At 68.8% G+C, this 19,092-nt stretch carries 12 protein-coding genes and 4 pseudogenes; all 16 read right to left on the bottom strand.

Translation table 11 applies throughout. The annotated features are described in order from the left end of the window. Positions 1–4 precede the first annotated feature (4 nt). Positions 5–1,465, bottom strand: a pseudogene (gene murC, locus BMG07_RS11635) (UDP-N-acetylmuramate--L-alanine ligase); the annotation flags it as partial. Between the two features lie 157 nt (positions 1,466–1,622). Continuing rightward, positions 1,623–2,687 carry an undecaprenyldiphospho-muramoylpentapeptide beta-N-acetylglucosaminyltransferase gene (gene murG, locus BMG07_RS11630; protein ID WP_198084700.1) on the bottom strand — a complete coding sequence of 355 codons (1,065 nt, stop codon included), beginning with the start codon at positions 2,685–2,687 and terminating at the stop codon, positions 1,623–1,625. Continuing rightward, entirely contained in the window at positions 2,684–3,982 is a 1,299-nt protein-coding gene (gene ftsW, locus BMG07_RS11625; RefSeq protein ID WP_198084699.1) for a putative lipid II flippase FtsW, read from the bottom strand. Before ftsW ends, murG begins: the two co-directional genes overlap by 4 nt. Continuing rightward, the gene (murD, locus tag BMG07_RS11620; protein WP_374221266.1) at positions 3,979–5,622 is read right to left on the bottom strand and encodes a UDP-N-acetylmuramoyl-L-alanine--D-glutamate ligase; all 1,644 of its coding nucleotides are present in this window, start codon (positions 5,620–5,622) and stop codon (positions 3,979–3,981) included. Before murD ends, ftsW begins: the two co-directional genes overlap by 4 nt. Before the next feature lie 218 nt (positions 5,623–5,840). Beyond that, positions 5,841–6,182: pseudogene (locus BMG07_RS11615) on the bottom strand (UDP-N-acetylmuramoyl-L-alanine--D-glutamate ligase); the annotation flags it as partial. Between the two features lie 10 nt (positions 6,183–6,192). Further along, entirely contained in the window at positions 6,193–7,371 is a 1,179-nt protein-coding gene (gene mraY, locus BMG07_RS11610) for a phospho-N-acetylmuramoyl-pentapeptide-transferase (RefSeq protein ID WP_198084697.1), read from the bottom strand. 22 nt (positions 7,372–7,393) lie between these two features. Further along, positions 7,394–8,833, bottom strand: a complete 1,440-nt coding sequence (gene murF / locus BMG07_RS11605; protein WP_198084696.1) for a UDP-N-acetylmuramoyl-tripeptide--D-alanyl-D-alanine ligase — start codon at positions 8,831–8,833, stop codon at positions 7,394–7,396. Further along, positions 8,830–10,386 carry a UDP-N-acetylmuramoyl-L-alanyl-D-glutamate--2,6-diaminopimelate ligase gene (locus BMG07_RS11600; RefSeq protein WP_198084695.1) on the bottom strand — a complete coding sequence of 519 codons (1,557 nt, stop codon included), beginning with the start codon at positions 10,384–10,386 and terminating at the stop codon, positions 8,830–8,832. The genes murF and BMG07_RS11600 overlap by 4 nt, the downstream gene beginning before the upstream one ends. 2 nt (positions 10,387–10,388) lie before the next feature. Continuing rightward, a complete protein-coding gene (locus BMG07_RS11595; RefSeq protein ID WP_198084694.1) occupies positions 10,389–12,143 on the bottom strand; it encodes a penicillin-binding protein 2 in 1,755 nt (584 codons plus the stop codon). After that, entirely contained in the window at positions 12,140–12,511 is a 372-nt protein-coding gene (ftsL, locus tag BMG07_RS11590; protein ID WP_198084693.1) for a cell division protein FtsL, read from the bottom strand. Before ftsL ends, BMG07_RS11595 begins: the two co-directional genes overlap by 4 nt. Position 12,512: 1 nt before the next feature. Next, a complete protein-coding gene (gene rsmH, locus BMG07_RS11585; RefSeq protein ID WP_198084692.1) occupies positions 12,513–13,436 on the bottom strand; it encodes a 16S rRNA (cytosine(1402)-N(4))-methyltransferase RsmH in 924 nt (307 codons plus the stop codon). 8 nt (positions 13,437–13,444) lie between these two features. Continuing rightward, positions 13,445–13,873: a division/cell wall cluster transcriptional repressor MraZ gene (gene mraZ / locus BMG07_RS11580; protein ID WP_198084714.1), complete on the bottom strand. Its 429-nt coding sequence runs from the start codon at positions 13,871–13,873 to the stop codon at positions 13,445–13,447. A gap of 274 nt (positions 13,874–14,147) precedes the next feature. Further along, positions 14,148–15,482: an ATP-dependent protease ATPase subunit HslU gene (gene hslU, locus BMG07_RS11575; protein ID WP_198084691.1), complete on the bottom strand. Its 1,335-nt coding sequence runs from the start codon at positions 15,480–15,482 to the stop codon at positions 14,148–14,150. Between the two features lie 2 nt (positions 15,483–15,484). Then, positions 15,485–16,030, bottom strand: coding sequence for an ATP-dependent protease subunit HslV (gene hslV / locus BMG07_RS11570; RefSeq protein WP_007832466.1), 546 nt, complete (start codon positions 16,028–16,030; stop codon positions 15,485–15,487). 63 nt (positions 16,031–16,093) lie between these two features. Then, positions 16,094–17,764 (bottom strand): annotated as a pseudogene (locus BMG07_RS44820) (STAS domain-containing protein); the annotation flags it as partial. A gap of 45 nt (positions 17,765–17,809) precedes the next feature. Beyond that, positions 17,810–18,483: pseudogene (gene dksA / locus BMG07_RS11560) on the bottom strand (RNA polymerase-binding protein DksA). Positions 18,484–19,092: the final 609 nt, after the last annotated feature.

Raw genomic sequence — 19,092 nt, 5'->3', positions numbered from 1 at the left:
GCCCTCCCTTTGCGCGAGACGCGCTCCGATGTTGAGGACGAGGCGGCGGCGGGAACGCCCGCCGCGCCGATTCGACCACCTTGGCCGGCACCGCGCCGATCGACCCGGCGCCCATCGAGAGCACCACGTCGCCCGGGCGGGCGTTGTCCAGAATGGCTTGCGGCATGGCGCCGATGTCGTCGACGAACACCGGCTCGACCTTGCCCGCCACGCGCAGCGCGCGTGCCAGCGTGCGGCCGTCGGCGGCCACGATGGGCGCCTCGCCGGCGGCATAGACCTCGCCCAGCAGCACCGCGTCGGCCGTGCCGATGACCTTGACGAAATCCTCGAAGCAGTCGCGCGTGCGGGTGTAGCGGTGCGGCTGGAAGGCCAGCACCAGCCGGCGCCCCGGGAACGCGCCGCGCGCGGCCGCGATGGTGGCGGCCATTTCGACGGGGTGGTGGCCGTAGTCGTCGATGACGGTGAAGGTGCCGGCGGCATTGCCCCCCTGCACCGCCACGTCGCCGTAGCTCTGGAAGCGGCGGCCCACGCCCTTGAAGCCCGCGAGGCCGCGCTGCACGGCCTCGTCGGGAATGCCGAGCTCGACCGCCACGGCGATCACCGACAGCGCATTGCGCACGTTGTGCTCGCCCGGCAGGTTCAGCACGATGGGCAGGTCGGGCAGCGTCACGCCGTTGCGCCGCTGCGCGGTGAAATGCATCTGGCCGCCGACCGCGCGCACGTCGATGGCGCGCACCTGGGCGTCTTCGCCGAAGCCGTAGCTGGTGACCGGGCAGGTCACGCTGGCCACGATCTCGCGCACCGCCGGGTCGTCGGTGCACAGGATGGCCACGCCGTAGAACGGCATGCGGTGCAGGAAGTCGACGAAGGCCTTCTTGAGCTTCGCGAAGTCGTGCCCGTAGGTCTCCATGTGGTCGGCGTCGATGTTCGTGACCACCGCCATCACGGGCAGCAGGTTCAGGAACGAGGCGTCCGACTCGTCGGCCTCGACCACGATGTAGTCGCCGCTGCCGAGCTGCGCATTCGCGCCGGCGCTGTTCAGGCGGCCGCCGATCACGAAGGTCGGGTCCAGGCCCGCCGCGTCGAGCACGCTCGCCACGAGGCTGGTGGTGGTGGTCTTGCCGTGCGTGCCGGCAATCGCGATGCCCTGCTTCAGGCGCATCAGCTCGGCCAGCATGAGCGCGCGCGGCACCACGGGAATGCGCTTCTCGCGCGCGGCCAGCACTTCGGGGTTGTCCGACTGCACGGCGGTGGAGGTGACGACCGCGTCCGCGCCGTCGATGTGCGCGGCGGCGTGGCCCACGAAGGTGCCGATGCCCAGGCCCGCGAGCCGTCGCAGCGTGGCGCTGTCGGACAGGTCGGAGCCGGTGATCTTGTAGCCCAGGTTCAGCAGCACTTCGGCGATGCCGCTCATGCCCGAGCCGCCGACGCCGACGAAGTGGATGTGACGGATTGCGTGCTTCATGCGCGGCCTCCATTCATCGACGATGCGATTTGCGTGGCGAGCGCAGCAAAGCCCTTTCGCGGGACACCGCGGAACCGGCTTTGCCGGGCCGCAGGTGTCGCCCCCGGCGAGGGGGTTGGCGAAGCGACACGAAGTGCGCGAAGACTGGGGGAGTGCGTCATCTTGCAAGCTCCTCGCAAGCGCGGACGACGGCCTCGACGGCCTCGGTCTTCTGCATGGTCTTGGCCTTCTGGGCCTTGTCGATCAGCGCGGTGCGCTCGGTGTTCTGTAGCAAATCGGCCAGCAATTCAGGTGTGAGGTCGGCCTGTTGCACGAGCCACCCGCCGCCCGCGTCCACGAGGAAGCGCGCGTTGGTGGTCTGGTGGTCGTCGACCGCCGAGGGGAAAGGCACGAACAGCGCTGCTGCGCCGACGGCCGCGATTTCTGTGACGGTGCTGGCTCCGGCGCGCGCGACGATGATGTCGGCGTCCGCATAGGCCTGCGCCGTGTCTTCGATGAAGGGCGTGAGCTCGCCGTCCACGCCGGCGGCCGTGTAGTTGGCGCGCAGCTCGTCGATCTGCTTGGCGCCGCTCTGGTGCAGCACCCGCGGGCGCGTTTCGGGCGCGATGCGCGCCAGCGCCTGCGGCACCACGGTGTTCAGGCCGCGCGCGCCGAGGCTGCCGCCCACCACCAGCAACTTGAGCGGACCGGTGCGGCCCGCGAAACGGGTGGCCGGGTCGGCCTTGCAAGTGAACGCGGTGCGCAGCGGATTGCCCACCCACTGCGCCTTCTTCAGCACATTCGGGAAGGCCGTGAACACGCGGTCGGCCACGCCCGCCAGCACCTTGTTGGCCAGGCCCGCGACCGAGTTCTGCTCGTGCAGCACCAGCGGCTTGCCGAGCAGCACGCCCATCATGCCGCCGGGGAAAGTGATGTAGCCGCCCAGGCCCACGAGCACGTCGGGCTTCACGCGGCGCACCGCGCACAGGCTTTGCCAGAAGGCGCGCAACAGGCGCAGCGGCAGCAGGAACAGCGTGAGCGGGCCCTTGCCGCGCACGCCGCCGAACTGCACGGGCTCGAACGCGAAGCCGCGCGGCGGCACGAGTTTTTCTTCCATGCTGCCGGGCGCGCCCAGCCAGTGCACCTGCCAGCCGCGCTCGCGCAAGGCCTCGGCCACGGCGAGTCCCGGGAAGATGTGGCCGCCGGTGCCGCCGGCCATGACGAGCGCGGTGCGGCCGGTCATACGCGACCTCCGCGCATCAGCACGCGGTTTTCGTAGTCGATGCGCAGCACCACGGCCAGCGCCACCAGGTTCATCAGGATGGCCGAGCCGCCGAAGCTCATCAGCGGCAGGGTCAGGCCCTTGGTCGGCAGCGCGCCGAGGTTCACGCCCATGTTGATGAAGGCCTGGAAGCCCATCCACACGCCCACGCCCTGCGCCACGAGGCCCGAGAACACGCGGTCGAGGGCAATGGCCTGGCGGCCGATGTGCATGATGCGGCGCGTGAGCCAGAGGAACATGCCGATGATCAGCAGCACGCCGACCAGGCCGAACTCTTCGCCGATCACGGCGAGCAGGAAGTCGGTGTGCGCCTCGGGCAGCCAGTGCAGCTTCTCGACGCTGCCGCCCAGGCCCACGCCGAAGATCTCGCCGCGCCCGATGGCGATCAGCGAGTGCGACAGCTGGTAACCCTTGCCCAGCGCGTGCTCTTCGCTCCACGGATCCAGGTACGCGAAGATGCGCTCGCGGCGCCACGGGCTGGTCGCGACGATGGTGCCGAAGGCCACCACCACCAGCGCGGCGATCACGAAGAACATGCGCGCGTTCACGCCGCCCAGGAACAGGATGCCCATGGCGATCACCGCGATCACCATGAACGCGCCCATGTCGGGCTCGGCCATCACCAGCATGCCGACCACCACCACCGCGATGCCCATCGGCAGCACGGCGCGAAAGAACCGCTCCTTGATCTCCATCTTGCGCACCATGTAGCTGGCGGCGTAGAGCACCATCGCGAGCTTGGCGAGTTCCGACGGCTGGAAGCGCATGAAGCCCATCGGCAGCCAGCGGCGCGCGCCGTTCACGTTGATGCCGATGTGCGGAATGAGCACGGCCACCAGCAGCAGCAGCGAGGCCACGAAGAGCCAGGGCGCGGCGCGCTCCCAGGTCTTCATCGGGATCTGGAAGGTCAGCAGCGCGGCGACGAACGCGAAGGCCACCGAGGCCGCGTGCCGCGTGAGGAAGTACGACGCGCTGTAGCCGGCACGCGCAAAGCGCGGGTTGTCGGGCAGCGCGATGGAGGCCGAATACACCATGATCAGGCCCCAGGTCAGCAGCGCGACCGTGACCCACACCAGCGCCTGGTCGAAGCCCAGCACGCGCATGGGCGTGGCCTTGGTCTGCGCGATGCCGGCGCCGCCCAGCCGCACGGGCAGGTGCACGGGCAGCGCGTCGATGCCGCTGCGCGCGCGCTTGAACCAGCCACCGAAGCGGCTGGTGCGGGTGCTGGGCGTGGCGCCTGCGGCGGCAGAGTTCAAACCGGTTCCTCCGTCGAATCGGAAGCAGAAGAAGACGACGACAACGACGACTCGTCCACCAACCCGCGCGGGCTGTCCTCGTAGGCCTGCACGGCCTCGCGAAACACTTCGGCGCGGTGCCCGTAGTCCCTGAACATGTCGAAGCTCGCACAGGCCGGTGACAGCAGCACGGCATCGCCGGGGTTGGCGCGGGCGGACGCGGCCTTCACGGCCTCGTCCATCGAGCCCGCGTGCGTCAGCGAGACACCGGTCGACGCCAGCGCGGCCTCGATGAGCGGCGCGTCGCGGCCGATGAGCACCACGGCGCGCGCGTACTGGCGCACGGGCGCGGCGAGCGGCTCGAAGTCTTGCCCCTTGCCCTCGCCGCCGAGGATCACGACCACGCGGCGCTCTTCGCCCAGGCCCGCCAGCGCGGCCACCGTGGCGCCCACGTTCGTGCCCTTGCTGTCGTCGAAGTACTCGACCTCGTCAATGATGGCGATAGGCTCCACGCGGTGCGGCTCGCCGCGGTATTCGCGCAGGCCGTAGAGCATGGGACCGAGCGCGCAGTCGGCGGCGCTGGCCAGCGCGAGCGCGGCCAGTGCGTTCATGGCGTTGTGGCGGCCGCGAATGCGCAGCGCGTCGGCGGGCATCAGGCGCTGCAGGAAGATTTCTTCCTCGACCACGGCGCCGCGCTTGCGCTTTTGCGTTTCGTCGGCTTCGAGCGCGCGCACCAGCCAGGTCATGCCGTTGACGCGCTCGATGCCGTAGTCGCCCGGGCGCAGCGGCATGGCCGCGCCGAAGGTGACGTGGGTGCGGATCTGCGGGCGCTGCAACTTGACGCGCACCGGCGCGGGCAGCATCGCCATCACGCCGGCATCGTCGCGGTTGAGGATCATGAGCCCGCGCGCGCCGAAGATGCGCGCCTTGGCCGCCGCGTAGGCCGGCATGTCGCCGTGCCAGTCGAGGTGGTCCTGCGTGAGGTTGAGCACGGTAGCGGCGGTGGGCTCGAAGCCCTGCACGCCGTCGAGCTGGAAGCTCGACAGCTCGAGCACCCACACGTCGGGCAGCGTGCCGGCGTCGATGTGCGCGGACAGCGTGTCGAGCAGCGTCGGCCCAATGTTGCCGGCCACGGCCACGGTCTTGCCCGCGCGCTCGACCAGCTGGCCGGTGAGCGCGGTGACGGTGGTCTTGCCGTTGGTGCCGGTGATGGCGAGCACGGCGGGCGTGTAGCCCTTGGGTGGTTCGGGCTCGACCGGCGGCGCCAGCTCAAGCTGGGGCGAATCGGGTTCCTCTTCCACCGCCGCCGAGGCCGGATTGGTGGCGGAGATTTCGGCGATCTTGGCGACGAACTCGGCGGCTTCCTTCGCGGCCGTGGGGACGTAGGGCTTGCCGGTGCTGGGCAGGCGGGAAACGGTGGCGGGCGTGGGCGCGGGCGCGGCGGGCGCCTCGGGGTCCACGGGGGTTTCGGCTGCGGGGGCTTCGGACGGTTCCGATGCGGCGGCTTCCGGCGCGGGGACTTCCGCTGCGACGTCTTGCGGCGTGGCTTCGGGTTCGGCTGCGGCTTCGGTTTCGGCCACGGCCTCGGTTTCGACCGGGGTCTCCGGCGGCACGGGCACGGCCACGCTCATCGACGGATCGCGCGGCATGGCTTCGGCCATGGCGGCGGGAGCGATCGGCTCGGGCTCGACTTCCACCGCCGCGGCGGGCTCCACGGCCTCGACGGGTTGGGGTGCCTCTACAGCCACCGGCGCTTCCAGGGGCAGTTCGGCCTGCGCTTCAGGCGGCACCACGGGCTCAACCACCGCTTCGGCTTCGACTGCGCCGCGGGTTCGGCTTCAGGCTCGGGCTCGACTTCCGCCACCGGCACTTCGACCGTGCGCAGGTCCAGCAGCGCACGCGCGAACAGGTCCAGCTCGCCGCCAACCGGCAGGCCCATGGCACGTGCCGCGTCGGCCACCGGTGCGATGGTCTCGGGCGACAGGCCTGGCGAGCGGTACACCGCGCGAATCGGCGTGCCTTCGACCAGCGCGGCCGTGAACGGGCCGCCGACGAACGCGACATCGGGCCACTGCGCCTTCAGCGTCGCGAGCGACGCGGGCGCCTCGCGCGTGTCGGCCACGGTCACCACCGCGCCATGGCGCGCGCACCAGCGCGCCATCGCCAGCCCGGACGCGCCGAGGCCGAGGATGAGAACGGGGAGGTCTTTCAGGTGCCGCATGGTTTCTTCGTTACCGCAGCTTCAGCGTCGAAAGGCCCACGAGGCACAGCAGCATCGTGATGATCCAGAAGCGCACCACAACCTGCGTCTCGCGCCAGCCGCTCTTCTCGAAGTGATGGTGCAGCGGCGCCATCTTGAGCACGCGCCGGCCTTCGCCGTAGCGTTTCTTCGTGTACTTGAAGTACATGACCTGCGCCATCACCGAGATCGCCTCGACCACGAAGATGCCGCCCATGATGAAGAACACGATTTCCTGGCGCACGATGACCGCGATGGTGCCCAGCGCGCCGCCCAGCGCCAGCGCGCCCACGTCGCCCATGAAGACCTGCGCCGGGTGCGTGTTGAACCACAGGAACGCGAGCCCCGCGCCCGCCATGGCGGAGCAGAACACCAGCAGCTCGCCCGAGCCCGGGATGTTGGGGAACAGCAGGTACTTGGAATACACCGCGCTGCCCGTGACGTAGGCGAACACGCCCAGCGCCGAGCCCACCATCACCACCGGCATGATCGCCAGGCCGTCCAGGCCGTCGGTGAGGTTCACCGCGTTGCTCGCGCCCACGATCACCAGGTACGTGAGGATCACGAAGCCGATGCCGCCCAGCGGGTAGCTCACTTCCTTGAAGAAGGGCACCAGCAGGTTGATCTTGGGCGGAAAGTCGAGGTCGAAGCCCGACTGCACCCACGCGAAGAACAGCTGCAGCACGCGCCAGTTGGAGCTCTCGGAAATGCTGAACAGCAGGTAGAAGCCCGCGAGCAGGCCCACCACCGACTGCCAGAAATACTTCTCGCGCGAGCGCATGCCTTCCGGGTCTTTGCGCACCACCTTGCGCCAGTCGTCGACCCAGCCGATGGCGCCGAAGCCCATCGTGACCCACAGCACGATCCACACGAAGCGGTTCGAAATATCGAACCACAGCAGCGTCGACAGCGCGATCGAGAACAGCACCAGCACGCCGCCCATGGTCGGCGTGCCGCTCTTGGTCAGGTGCGTTTCCATGCCATAGCCGCGAATCGGCTGGCCGATCTTCAGCGCGGCCAGGCGGCGAATGACGTACGGGCCCGCCACCAGGCCGACCACGAGCGCGGTCAGCGCGGCCATCAGCGCGCGGAACGTGAGGTATTGAAAAATGCGCAAGAACCCGAATTCGGGCGAGAGCGATTGCAGCCATTGGGCCAGCGTCAGCAGCATGTTGTATTGCGCGGCTCATGCGTCATGACCGGCCTCCTTTTGTTGTTGTGGTCGTGTGCGCCTGGGCCGTGATGGCCTGCACCAGCCGCTCCATCTTCATGGAGCGCGATCCCTTGACGAGCACGCTGCCGACATGCGGCAGGCGCGTGAGCACGGCCGCGCCGAGCGCGTCGAACTCGCTGAAATGGCGGCCGTCGGCATCGCCCCGGAAAGCCGCGACGGTATGGGCCGTGGCGCTGCCGAGCGTGTAGACGGCCTCGATGCCGCGCTGGCGCGCCCAGTCGCCGACTTCGGCGTGGAACTCGGGCGAGCGGTCGCCGACCTCCGCCATGTCGCCGAGCACCAGCAGGCGCGGACCCGGCAGGGCGGCGAGCACGTCGATGGCGGCAATCACGGAATCGGGGTTGGCGTTGTAGCTGTCGTCGACCAGCGTGACGGCACGGCCGCCGGCCAGCACGATCTCGCTGGCGCGCGAGCGGCCCTTGACCGGCTCGAAGGCACTCAGGCCCGCGCCGATGGTGTCGATCGACACGCCGGCCGCGAGCGCGCAAGCCGTGGCCGCGAGCGCATTGACCACGTTGTGACGGCCCGCGATGTGCAGGCGCGCGTCGAAGCTGCCGATGGGCGTGCGGATGCGCACGGCCCAGGCGCCCTGCTTCCATTCAGCGCTGTCGAGCGAGATGTCGGCGCCTTCGTGCTCGCCGAAGGTCATGCAGCGGCGCGCACCGCCGCTGCGCGCCATGTCGGTCCACAGCGAGGTGAAGGTGTCGCCATGGGGGAACACGGCGGTGCCGTCTTCGGGCAGCACCGCGAACACGGCGGCGTTCTCGATGGCGACCGCCTCGACGGTGGCCATGAACTCCTGGTGCTCGCGCTGGGCGTTGTTGACCAGCGCGATGGTCGGGCGCGACATGACGGCCAGCCGCGCGATCTCGCCCGGGTGGTTCATGCCCAGTTCGAGCACGGCGCGCTGGTGGCTGGCGCGCAGGCGCAGCAGCGTGAGCGGCACGCCGATCTCGTTGTTGAAGTTGCCGGCCGTGGCCAGCGCGCGTTCGGCGCGGAAGGCGAACAGCACCGCCGCGATCATCTGCGTGACGGTGGTCTTGCCGTTGCTGCCGGTGACGGCGATCAGCGGCAGCTCGAACTGCGCGCGCCAGCCGGCGCCCAGCGCGCCGAGCGCGAGCAGCGAGTCGGGCACCTCGAGGCCGGACAGGCCCGCGGCTTCGAGGCCGCGGTGCGCGATGGCGGCCACGGCGCCCTGCTTCTTCGCGTCGGCCAGGAAGTCGTTGGCGTCGAAGCGCTCGCCCTTGAGCGCGACGAACAGGTCGCCGGGCGCGAGCGTGCGCGTGTCGGTGTGCACGCGGGCGATGACGGTCGAGGCGTCACCCACCAGGCGCGAGCCGGGAATCCATTGCTGCGCCTGGGCCAGCGTGATGCCGAGCGGCGTCGTGTCGACGGTCATGCACCACCTCGCTTGGCCAGCGCCTGTTGCGCATGGGCCTTGTCGGAAAACGCGATGCGCTGCCCGCCGATCTCCTGCCAGGCCTCGTGGCCCTTGCCGGCGATGAGCACCACGTCCTGCGGCGCCGCCTGCGCGATGGCGTCGGCGATGGCGGCGGCGCGGTCGGGCTGCACCTGGGCCGCGTCGGGGCGCGAGAAGCCGCGCAGCACCTGGCTGATGATGGCGTCGGGCTTTTCGCTGCGCGGGTTGTCGCTGGTGACGACCACGCGATCGGCCTGGCGTTCGGCCACGGCGGCCATCATCGGGCGCTTGATCGGGTCGCGGTCGCCGCCGCAGCCGAACAGGCACCAGAGCGCGCCGCCACGTTGCTTTGCCAACGCGCGCAAGCCGATGAGGGCCTTGTCGAGCGCGTCGGGCGTGTGGGCGTAGTCGACCACGGCCAGCGGTGCGCCTTCGCCGGTGCCCACGCGGTCCATGCGGCCGGGCACGCTCGTGAGGTTGGCGCAGGCGGCCACGGCCTGGGCCAGCGTGAGGCCCAGCGCGCGCAGCGTGCCCAGCACGCCCAGCAGGTTGGCCACGTTGTACTGGCCGATCAGGCCGGTCGACAGGCGCTCCAGCGCGGCCGTGCCGTGCTCGGCCACCGAGAACTGCAGGCCCTGCGCGTCGTAGCCGATGTCGCGCGCCACGAGGCGGGCGGGCTTGCCGCCGGCCGACACGGTCCAGACGTCGAGCGCGCCGATGCCGGCATCGAGCAGGTTCGCGCACAGGCTCGCGCCGTGCGTGTCGTCGATGTTGATGACTGCCGCGCGCAGGCCCGGCCAGCGGAACAGCTCGGCCTTGGCCTGCCAGTAGGCGTCCATGCTGCCGTGGTAGTCCAGGTGGTCCTGCGTGAAGTTGGTGAACACGGCCACGGCGATGTGCGCACCGTCGAGGCGACGCTCGGCGATGCCGATGGACGAGGCCTCGATGGCGCAGGCGCCGAAGCCGCGCGCAACCAGTTCGCGCAACTCGCGCTGCATCATCACGGGGTCGGGCGTGGTCAGGCCGGTGTAGGTCAGCTCTGGCGGCACGCCGATGCCCAGCGTGCCCATCACGGCGCAGGGCGACGGCGCGTCGCGCTGCACCGTGCCGTCGGGCTTCATCACGCGCAGGCCGCCGGCGGCACGCAGCGTGGAAAGCGATTCGGCCAGCCACCAGGCGGTGGAGGTCTTGCCGTTGGTGCCGGTCACGGCCAGCACGTCGAGGAAGGCCGAGGGGTCGTCGTAGAAGGCCGCGGCGATCGGGCCGGTGGCGGCCTTCAGGCCCGGGTAGCTCACGATGCGCTCGTCACCGTCGAAGCCGAAGGCTTCCACGCCCTCGTGCTCGACCAGGCAGACCGACGCGCCCTGCGCCAGCGCCGACGCCACGTGCTTGCGGCCGTCGGTGGCGGCGCCGGGCCAGGCGACGAAGACGTCGCCCGCGCCCACGGCACGGCTGTCGGCGTGCATGTGGGCCTGCGGCGCGCGCTGCTTGAGCCAGGCGGCGGCCAGTGGGGGGGAAGTGAAGGTCAGCATGTTCAGAAGCTCTCGTCGACGCCCTGCGTCATCACAAGCGGTTTGACCGCCAGATCGGGCGGTACGTTCATCATGCGCAGGGTCTGCTGCACGACTTCGCTGAACACGGGGGCCGCTGCCAGGCCACCGAAATACTGGCCGTCGGTCGGCTCGTCGATCATCACGGCGACGATGATGCGCGGTTTTTCGATCGGCGCCATGCCGGTGAACCACGCACGGTATTTGTTACTCGCGTAACCCTTGCCAACCTGCTTGTGGGCCGTGCCCGACTTGCCGCCGACCGAATAGCCGACCGTCTGCGCGCGCGTGCCGGTGCCGCCGGGGCCGGCGGCCATCTGCAGCATCTTGCGCACGGCCAGCGCGTTGGACGGCGAGAACACGCGCACGCCGACCGGCGGCTCGTCGTTCTTCAGGATGGTGACCGGAATGAGCGAGCCGTCGTGCGCGAACGAGGTGTACGAGTGCGCCATCTGGAACAGCGACGCCGACAGGCCATAGCCGTAGGCCATGGTGGCCTGCTCGACCGGCTTCCAGGTCTTCCACGGGCGCAGCCGGCCCGTTACCGCGCCGGGGAACTGGATCTGCGGCTTCTGGCCGTAGCCGAGCGCGGTGTAGGTGTCCCACATCTCGTGCGGGGTCATCTTCTGGGCGATCTTGAGCGCGCCCACGTTGCTCGACTTCTGGATCACGCCCTCGACCGTCAGCGCGCCGTAGTTGTGCGTGTCGCTGATGGTGAAGCCGCCGATCTGGTAGCGGCCCGGCGCGGTGTCGATCACCGTCGAGGGCTTCACGCGGCCGGCTTCCAGCGCCATGCCGACCGTGATGGGCTTCATGGTCGAGCCGGGCTCGAAGGTGTCGGTGAGCGCGCGGTTGCGCAGCTGCTCGCCGGTGAGGTTCTGGCGCTTGTCGGGCACGTAGCTCGGGTAGTTGGCCAGCGCCAGCACCTCGCCGGTGGTGGAGTCGAGCACCACCACGCTGCCGGCCTTGGCCTTGCGCGCGGTCACGGCGTCGCGCAGCTTCTGGTAGGCGAAGAACTGCACCTTGCTGTCCACGCTCAGCTGGATGTCCTTGCCGTCCAGCGGCGGCACGGTGTCGCCCACGCCCTCGACCACGCGGCCCAGGCGGTCCTTGATGACGCGGCGCGACCCGGCCTTGCCGGCCAGGTCCTTGTTGAATGCCAGCTCGATGCCTTCCTGGCCGCTGTCTTCCACGTTGGTGAAGCCCACCACGTGCGCGGCGGCCTCGCCCTCGGGGTACTGGCGCTTGTATTCGCGGCGCTGGTAGATGCCCTTGAGGTTCAGGGCCGCGATCTGCTTGGCGATCGGCTCGTCGACCTGGCGCTTGACCCACACGAAGGTCTTGTCCTCGTCCTCGAGCTTCTTGTCGAAGTCCTTCTGCGGCATCTCGAGCAGCTTGGCGACCTGCTTGAGCTTGGCGCGCACCTCGGGGTCGTCGCGCTCGATGTCTTCAGGAATGGCCCAGATGCTGGGCGCGACCACGCTGGACGCAAGAATGAGCCCGTTGCGGTCCAGGATGCGGCCGCGGTTGGCCGGCAGCTCCAGCGTGCGCGCAAAGCGCACTTCGCCCTGCCGCTGGAAGAAGCTGTTGTTGAACACCTGCACGTAGGCGGCGCGCGCGGCCAGCATCACGAAGCCGAAGGCGATGCCGGCCACGATGAACTTGCTGCGCCAGACCGGCGTCTTGCTCGCGAGCAAGGGGCTGGTGGTGTAGCGCACGCTGCGGTTGCCGCGGGTCATCGTGCGGCCCTCGCTGCAACAGCGGGCTTGGCGCCCAGCTTGGCCGGCTTGGGGCCGGTGGTGGGCGTGGCCGGCGGCAGCGGCGCCACGGCCGGAATCACCGAGCCGTCGGGCCGCACGTACTGCGTGATGGCCGGCGAGGTGGTGCGCATCTGCAGCTGCTCCTTGGCGAGCTTCTCCACGCGCAGCGGCGTGGCCTGGGCGCGCTTTTCGACCTGCAGGCGGTCGCGGTCCAGCTCCAGGCGGCGGGCTTCCTGCTGCACGCGGTCGAGCTCGGTGTAGAGCTGACGCGACTGGTACTGCGTGTGAACGAGGTACAGCGCCGTGGCTATGACCGCCAGCAGCAGCAACAGGTTGATGCGGGCCATGTCAGTTGGCCTCCGTGCGCTCGGCGACCCGCAGGATCGCACTGCGCGAACGCGGATTGCCGCGCACTTCCTCGTCGGACGGCTTGATGCGCTCCAGCGCGCGCAGCTTCATGACCTTGGGCGCGGCAAAGGGCGCGCGGCGGTCGTAGACCTCCTTGGAATGCTTGGCGATGAACTGCTTGACGATGCGGTCTTCCAGCGAGTGGAAGCTGATCACCGCCAGGCGCCCGCCGGGCTGCAGCACCGAGAGGCTCGCCTCTAGCGCCTGTTGCAGCTCTTCAAGCTCGGCGTTGATGAAAATCCGAAAAGCCTGAAATGTGCGCGTTGCAGGGTTCTGGCCCTGCTCGCGGGTTTTGACCGTGCCAGCCACGAGCTCGGCCAGTTCGGTGGTGGTTGAAATTGGGCCCCGTTCTTGTCGGCGAGCAACAATCGCCTTTGCAATCTGAACAGCAAACCGTTCTTCGCCATAGTCACGGATCACCTCTGCAATCTGCTGAAGTTCGGCCGTTGCCAGCCATTCGGCCACGCTCTCGCCGCGCGTGGTGTCCATGCGCATGTCGAGCGGGCCGTCGAAACGAAAACTGAAACCGCGCACCGGGTTGTCGATCTGGGGTGAACTCACGCCCAGGTCCATCAGCAAGCCGTTGACGCTCGCGCCGGGCAATTCACCCAGCGAGCGGAAACCCTGGTGGCGGATGGAAAAACGCGCATCCGGGATGCGCGCTGCTTCGGCCACTGCTTCCGCATCCTTGTCGAATGCGATCAGCCTGCCTTCCGGCGCCAGCCTGGAGAGGATGGCACGCGCGTGCCCTCCCCGCCCGAAGGTGGCGTCCACGTAGGTGCCGGTTGCCGCCGTGCTGCCTGAAAGAAGCGCTTCCACCGCTTCGTTCAGCAAGACGGTCGTATGGGTCCATGGGGTGTTCACGTGAGCCCTCAGAACGCGAAGTCCTGAAACACATCCGGCATCTCGCCCTGGGTGGCCTCGGCCTCCTTGGCCTCGTAGGTGGCCTTGTCCCAGAGTTCGAAGTGGTTGCCCATGCCAAGAAGCAGCGTCTCGCGCGAGATGCCGGTGGCGGCGCGCAGCTCGGGCGACACCAGGATGCGGCCGGTGCCGTCCATCTCGACGTCCATGGCGTTGCCCAGGAAGACGCGCTTCCACCACTGCGCCGACATCGGCAGCGCGGCGATGCGCTCGCGGAATTTTTCCCATTCGGGACGGGGGAACACCATCAGGCATCCGTGCGGATGCTTGGTGATCGTGAGCTGGCCGCCTGCCGTGGCGCTCAGGACGTCGCGATGCCGGGTCGGCACGGAGAGCCGCCCCTTGGCATCCAGACTGAGCGATGAAGCGCCTTGAAACACGACCACGAAACCCCTGTGTTGGGAGGTGCTGCGGCACCCGAAGGGGGCACTACCCGCACTTTTTCCCACTTAACTGCACTTTTTTGCACTGTAGCAGGAAACACTTGGGAAGCAACTGGCCGTTTGGGGTATTTTTTGTAATGGAATCAACGACTTAGCGCCGATTCCCAAACCTGGGAATCAGCGAATTTCGTTGAAAATTAAGTACTTAGCTCACGCAGTGAAAGTGATGCGTGAAGCATTCCCCCGTTACAGGGGGAAGGGAAAGGCAACTTCAGAGGATGAAGCGCGAAAGGTCTTCGTCGTGACTTAGTGCCGCAAGGCGCTGGTCGACATAGGCGGCATCGATGCGGATCGACTGCCCTTCGAGACGGGTCGCGTCGAAGCTTACCTCATCCAGCAGGCGCTCCATCACGGTCGACAGGCGGCGCGCGCCGATGTTCTCGGTGCGCTCGTTCACCTCGAAGGCAATGGCGGCCAGGCGGTTCACGCCGTCGGGCGTGAATTCGAGCGTCACGCCCTCGGTGGCCAGCAGCGCCTGGTACTGCTTCACGAGCGACGCGCGGGTCTGCGTGAGGATGCTTTCGAAGTCCGACACCGAGAGCGATTGCAGCTCGACACGGATCGGAAAGCGCCCCTGCAGCTCGGGAATCAGGTCGCTCGGCTTGCTCAGGTGGAACGCGCCGCTCGCAATGAACAGCATGTGGTCGGTGCGGATCACGCCGTACTTGGTGGTGACGGCCGTGCCCTCCACCAGCGGCAGCAGGTCGCGCTGCACGCCCTGGCGCGACACGTCGGAGCCCTGCGCTTCGCTGCGCGTGGCGACCTTGTCGATCTCGTCGATGAAGACGATGCCGTTCTGCTCGGCGTTGGTGATGGCCTGCGCGCGGATCTCGTCCTCGTTGACCAGCTTGGCGGCCTCCTCGTCGATCAGCAGGCGCATGGCCTCGGCGATCTTGAGCTTGCGCATCTTGCGCTTGCCCTGGCCCATCTGGCCGAACATGCCGCGCAGCTGCTCGGTCATTTCCTCCATGCCGGCCGGGCCCATGATCTCCAGCGGCGTGCGGGTCTCGGCGAGGTCGAGCTCGATCTCCTTGTCGTCGAGCTGGTGCTCGCGCAGCTTCTTGCGAAAGGCCTGGCGCGTGGGGTTCGGTGCGTCCAGCGCGGGCGCGGCCGTGGCGCCGTCGGCGCCGCGCGCCGGGGGCAGCAGCACGTCGAGGATGCGCTCCTCGGCGGCGTCTTCGGCGCGCGCGCGCACCTTCACGCTTTCGGATTCGCGCGTCTGCTTGACGGCGATTTCAGCGAGGTCGCGAATGATCGAATCGACGTCCTTGCCCACATAGCCCACCTCGGTGAACTTGGTGGCCTCGACCTTGATGAACGGCGCGTCGGCCAGGCGCGCGAGGCGGCGAGCGATCTCGGTCTTGCCCACGCCCGTGGGGCCGATCATGAGGATGTTCTTGGGCGTGATCTCGTGACGCAGCTTGTCGTCGACCTGCTGGCGGCGCCAGCGGTTGCGCAGGGCAATGGCCACGGCGCGCTTGGCGGCGGGCTGGCCGACGATGTGGTTGTCCAGCTCGGAGACGATTTCCTGGGGGGTCATGGACATGGTCAGAGCGCTTCCACGGTGTGGTTCATGTTCGTGTAAATGCAGATTTCTCCGGCGATCGCCAGCGATTTGCGCACGATCTGCTCGGCCGAAAGCTCGGTGTTCTCGATCAGCGCCTTGGCCGCCGACTGGGCATAGGCCCCACCCGAACCGATGGCGATCACGCCGTCTTCGGGCTCCAGCACGTCGCCGTTGCCGGTGATGATGAGCGAGGTGGTGGCGTCGGCCACGGCCAGCATGGCCTCGAGCTTGCGCAGCACGCGGTCGGTGCGCCAGTCCTTGGTGAGCTCGACCGCCGCGCGGGTCAGGTGGCCCTGGTGCTTTTCGAGCTTGGCCTCGAAGCGCTCGAAGAGCGTGAAGGCGTCGGCGGTGGCGCCGGCAAAGCCTGCGAGCACCTTGCCGTGATAAAGCCGGCGCACCTTGCGCGCCGTGCCCTTGATGACGATATTGCCGAGAGTGACCTGCCCGTCCCCGCCGATGGCGACCTGATCGCCTTGGGGGGTCTTGCGGCGCACGCTCACGATGGTGGTGCCGTGAAACTGTTCCATCGAAGCCATCTGGGGATGGCCCGGGGCAATGCAACCCGCGGCAAGGCCGCCGGGCGCCTTAGTTTTCCTAACCGCCACGGTGGCGTGATCGGTAATGCCTACCAGCGTGAACAGCGCGGCGATCAGCCGGTGCGCATCGACGAACTGCACGCGCTCGCCGTTGGCGTCGCGCGCGCGCACCCAGCTCAGCAGCGTGCCGGCGGCGGCCAGGTCCATGCGCAGCAGCGCGGCGCACGAAATGACGGGCGCCGTGGTGTGGCGCAGGTCGTTGTCCAGCCGCTGCCAGCTGGACAGCGACTCGCCCCGCAGATCGCCCGCCAGCGCGGCAAAACCGCTGTCGGTGGACGGAAAGCTCTCGGAGTCGCCACCGACCGACAGCAGCGACCACACCGAACTGGGCCGGCTGGCCGGCGGCGCGGCCAGCGAGGCGCATTCGCCGCGCGGGTCTTGCCACGACGGCGGCGACACCTCGTAGGTGATGCAGTAGTTGAGCGCCACCAGCTCGAAGTCGTCGGGCAAGTGCATCATGCGCAGCGCCGCCAGGTGCAGCTGCCACCAGACGTCGTCAGTGCTGCGGTCGTTGTTGGGCGCGGCCTCGGACAGCACGGCCAACAGCTGGGCCGCCCCCATGAAGCGCAGTTGCACCGGCGAATCGGACCAATGCGTGAACAGCACCCGCAGCGGAGCGGCCGCGTCGGGGCCGATGGCGGCCAGGGCGCGCCAGTCGAGCGTCCAGACCGAGCCGGCCTTCGACAGCGCGCGCGTGAGCTCCACGAGGCCCTCGCGCGCCAGATGCGGCGGCGATGCCCAGTCGGCGTGGGCGCCCCCTTCGGAGGCCGCGCCGGCCTCTTCGCTGGCGGTCACGGCCTTGACGCTGCGCGCCAGTTCCTCGAGCGAAACCCAGTCGGGCCCCATGCGCCGCATGCGCTGCGCATAGCGCATGCGCGCGGCCGCAAACTTGGCGGCGTCGCCGGTGGCGCGGTACAGGTCGAACAGGGCGCGCCAGCGGGTGTCGTCGCGCTCGGCGGCGGGGCTGCCCTCGCCTTCGTGGGCGGGAGCGCTCTCGGAAGCCAGGGCCTGCAGCAGGATGGCCTCGGCGCCGATGTCGTCACCGTGCGCGAAGCGGATCACGGCCTCTTCGAGCGCGCCGTCGTGCGCCAGCCGCGAAACGGGCGTCGGCGCGGCGCCGGCCACCGGTGCCTGCGCGGCGGCCGCCGGATCCGCCGGGGCGTGATGATGGTGTTGCTGCTGCGGCGGCTCGGCCGGTGTTTCGGGGCCTTCGTCCGCATCCGCGTGCACGGGCGGCAGCGTCTCGGCGCCGGCGTCGGGCGGCGGGTTGACCAGCGTTTCGCCGTTCGGCCCCCGGCCCTTCCACCACTGCTGCGACATCTGCTGCTCGATCTCGTCGATCTTCTTGAGCGTGAGCGCGCGCCCCTCCGACTTCTCGGAAGAGCTGTTGAGATTGAACGACGACGGCGTGACCGTGGCGTCGAAAGCGTGGGCGGCGGCCTCGCGCTGGCGCAGCTTGCGCAGCATGTCGAACTCGCGGCGGCGCACGAAATCGTTGCGCTGGCGCCTCTCGATCATCTCCTTGAGCATTTCCCGGTTGTAGGCCTGCTCGGGCAGCGAGGAGTCCGACTGGGCGGGCGCATCCAGCTCCGACCAATCCTTCAGGGGATTGCGGACAAACTTGGCCACCTTGGAAAAAAGGCGGCCCGACTCTTCCTTTGCCATTCGACGAAAGCGTGCAGACGGGGGTTCTTGCGGCCTTTTTCCCGATCAGTCCCCGAACATCTTCTGCTTGAGTTCGCGGCGCTGCTGCGCTTCGAGCGACAGCGTGGCCGTCGGGCGGGCCAGCAGGCGGCCCACGCCGATGGGTTCACCGGTTTCGTCGCAGTAGCCGTAGTCGCCGGCGTCGATGCGCTGGATCGACTGCTCGATCTTCTTGAGCAGCTTGCGTTCGCGGTCGCGCGTGCGCAGCTCCAGGGCGTGCTCTTCCTCGATGGTGGCACGGTCGGCCGGGTCGGGCACGACCACGGTGTCTTCACGCAGGTGCTCGGTGGTCTCGCCGCGTTCTCGAGGATGCCGCGCTTGAGTTCTTCGAGCTTCAGGCGGAAGAACGCCATCTGCTTTTCGTTCATGTACTCGTCGTCGGGCATGGCGATGACTTCGGCGTCGCTCAGCTCGGCGGGCGTCTTGGTCTTCCAGTTGTTGACGAGCTTCGGGTCCTTCTTCACGGCCAGGGGCGGCGGCGGCACCAGCGCGTTGGAAGGTGCCTGCGAGAAGCTGGACTTGGCAGCGGTCGATGCCACCGATTGCGGCATCGAGGGAACGGTCAGTTGCGACAGCCGGGACACGCGGCCACCACGCGCAGCGGGTGCGGGCGTAGCGGTTTGAGCGGGCATCGAGGGTGTCGCCGGGGCGGAAGTGGAGGCGGCAGCCGTTTTTTTCATGGGGATCGGGGGAGCGGAAGGAACGGCAGCAGGGCGGCCGACGGGTTTGGATGACGATGGACCCGCGCCTGCGGTCTTGGTTGCGGCAGTTGCAGGCTTGGCGGACTTCTTGGCAGCGGTCGCGGCCTTGGCCGTGGGTGCTGCGGGCTTTTGGATGGCGCGCTCTTCTCTTTCGCGGCAGGACCATGTGCGGTGGCGGAAACCTTTTTGGCCGCAGGTACAGCCTGCTTCGCAGCCGGCGCTTTCTTTGCGGCGGGCTTGGTTGCTGGCGTGGCCTTGGCGGCGGGTTTCTTCACGGTGACTGGCTCCTTGATCGAACTGGAACGCGCTTTCACTGGGTGTCTCCTCCCATGGGAACCGGTTGCGGCTTTCAGGCCGCGCGGGCTCCACGTTGTCGGGGTGCTCGCAAACTGCGAACCCCGGGGTTATACCCCCGAAAGCCCACCAGAAACCTGCGGCGCCCCGTGCCGGAAGTCACATCCTGTCCAGATGGACGGGGTATGGCTGCCGGAACAGGCGCGCGATTGTATAGAGAACTCGAAAGCGCTGGCGATATCGATGCCCAAGGGTCGCGTCCGTTAGCATCGCGCGGCGTCGCCGGAGGGGGTG

It is taken from the genome of Variovorax sp. E3 (assembly GCF_016082275.1).
GTDB lineage: Bacteria > Pseudomonadota > Gammaproteobacteria > Burkholderiales > Burkholderiaceae_C > Variovorax.
The sequence above is the reverse complement of the archived record's forward strand: the minus strand, read 5'-3'. Positions and strand labels throughout refer to the sequence as shown.

Bases quoted from the DNA above. Each gene is read 5' to 3' on its own strand.
- ftsL (WP_198084693.1), bottom strand. From the start codon at position 12,511: ATGGCCCGCATCAACCTGTTGCTGCTGCTGGCGGTCATAGCCACGGCG.
- murF (WP_198084696.1), bottom strand. From the start codon at position 8,833: ATGACCGTCGACACGACGCCGCTCGGCATCACGCTGGCCCAGGCGCAG.
- murG (WP_198084700.1), bottom strand. From the start codon at position 2,687: ATGACCGGCCGCACCGCGCTCGTCATGGCCGGCGGCACCGGCGGCCAC.
- hslV (WP_007832466.1), bottom strand. From the start codon at position 16,030: ATGGAACAGTTTCACGGCACCACCATCGTGAGCGTGCGCCGCAAGACC.
- murD (WP_374221266.1), bottom strand. From the start codon at position 5,622: ATGGCCGAAGCCATGCCGCGCGATCCGTCGATGAGCGTGGCCGTGCCC.
- BMG07_RS11600 (WP_198084695.1), bottom strand. From the start codon at position 10,386: ATGCTGACCTTCACTTCCCCCCCACTGGCCGCCGCCTGGCTCAAGCAG.
- BMG07_RS11595 (WP_198084694.1), bottom strand. From the start codon at position 12,143: ATGACCCGCGGCAACCGCAGCGTGCGCTACACCACCAGCCCCTTGCTC.
- mraY (WP_198084697.1), bottom strand. From the start codon at position 7,371: ATGCTGCTGACGCTGGCCCAATGGCTGCAATCGCTCTCGCCCGAATTC.
- hslU (WP_198084691.1), bottom strand. From the start codon at position 15,482: ATGTCCATGACCCCCCAGGAAATCGTCTCCGAGCTGGACAACCACATC.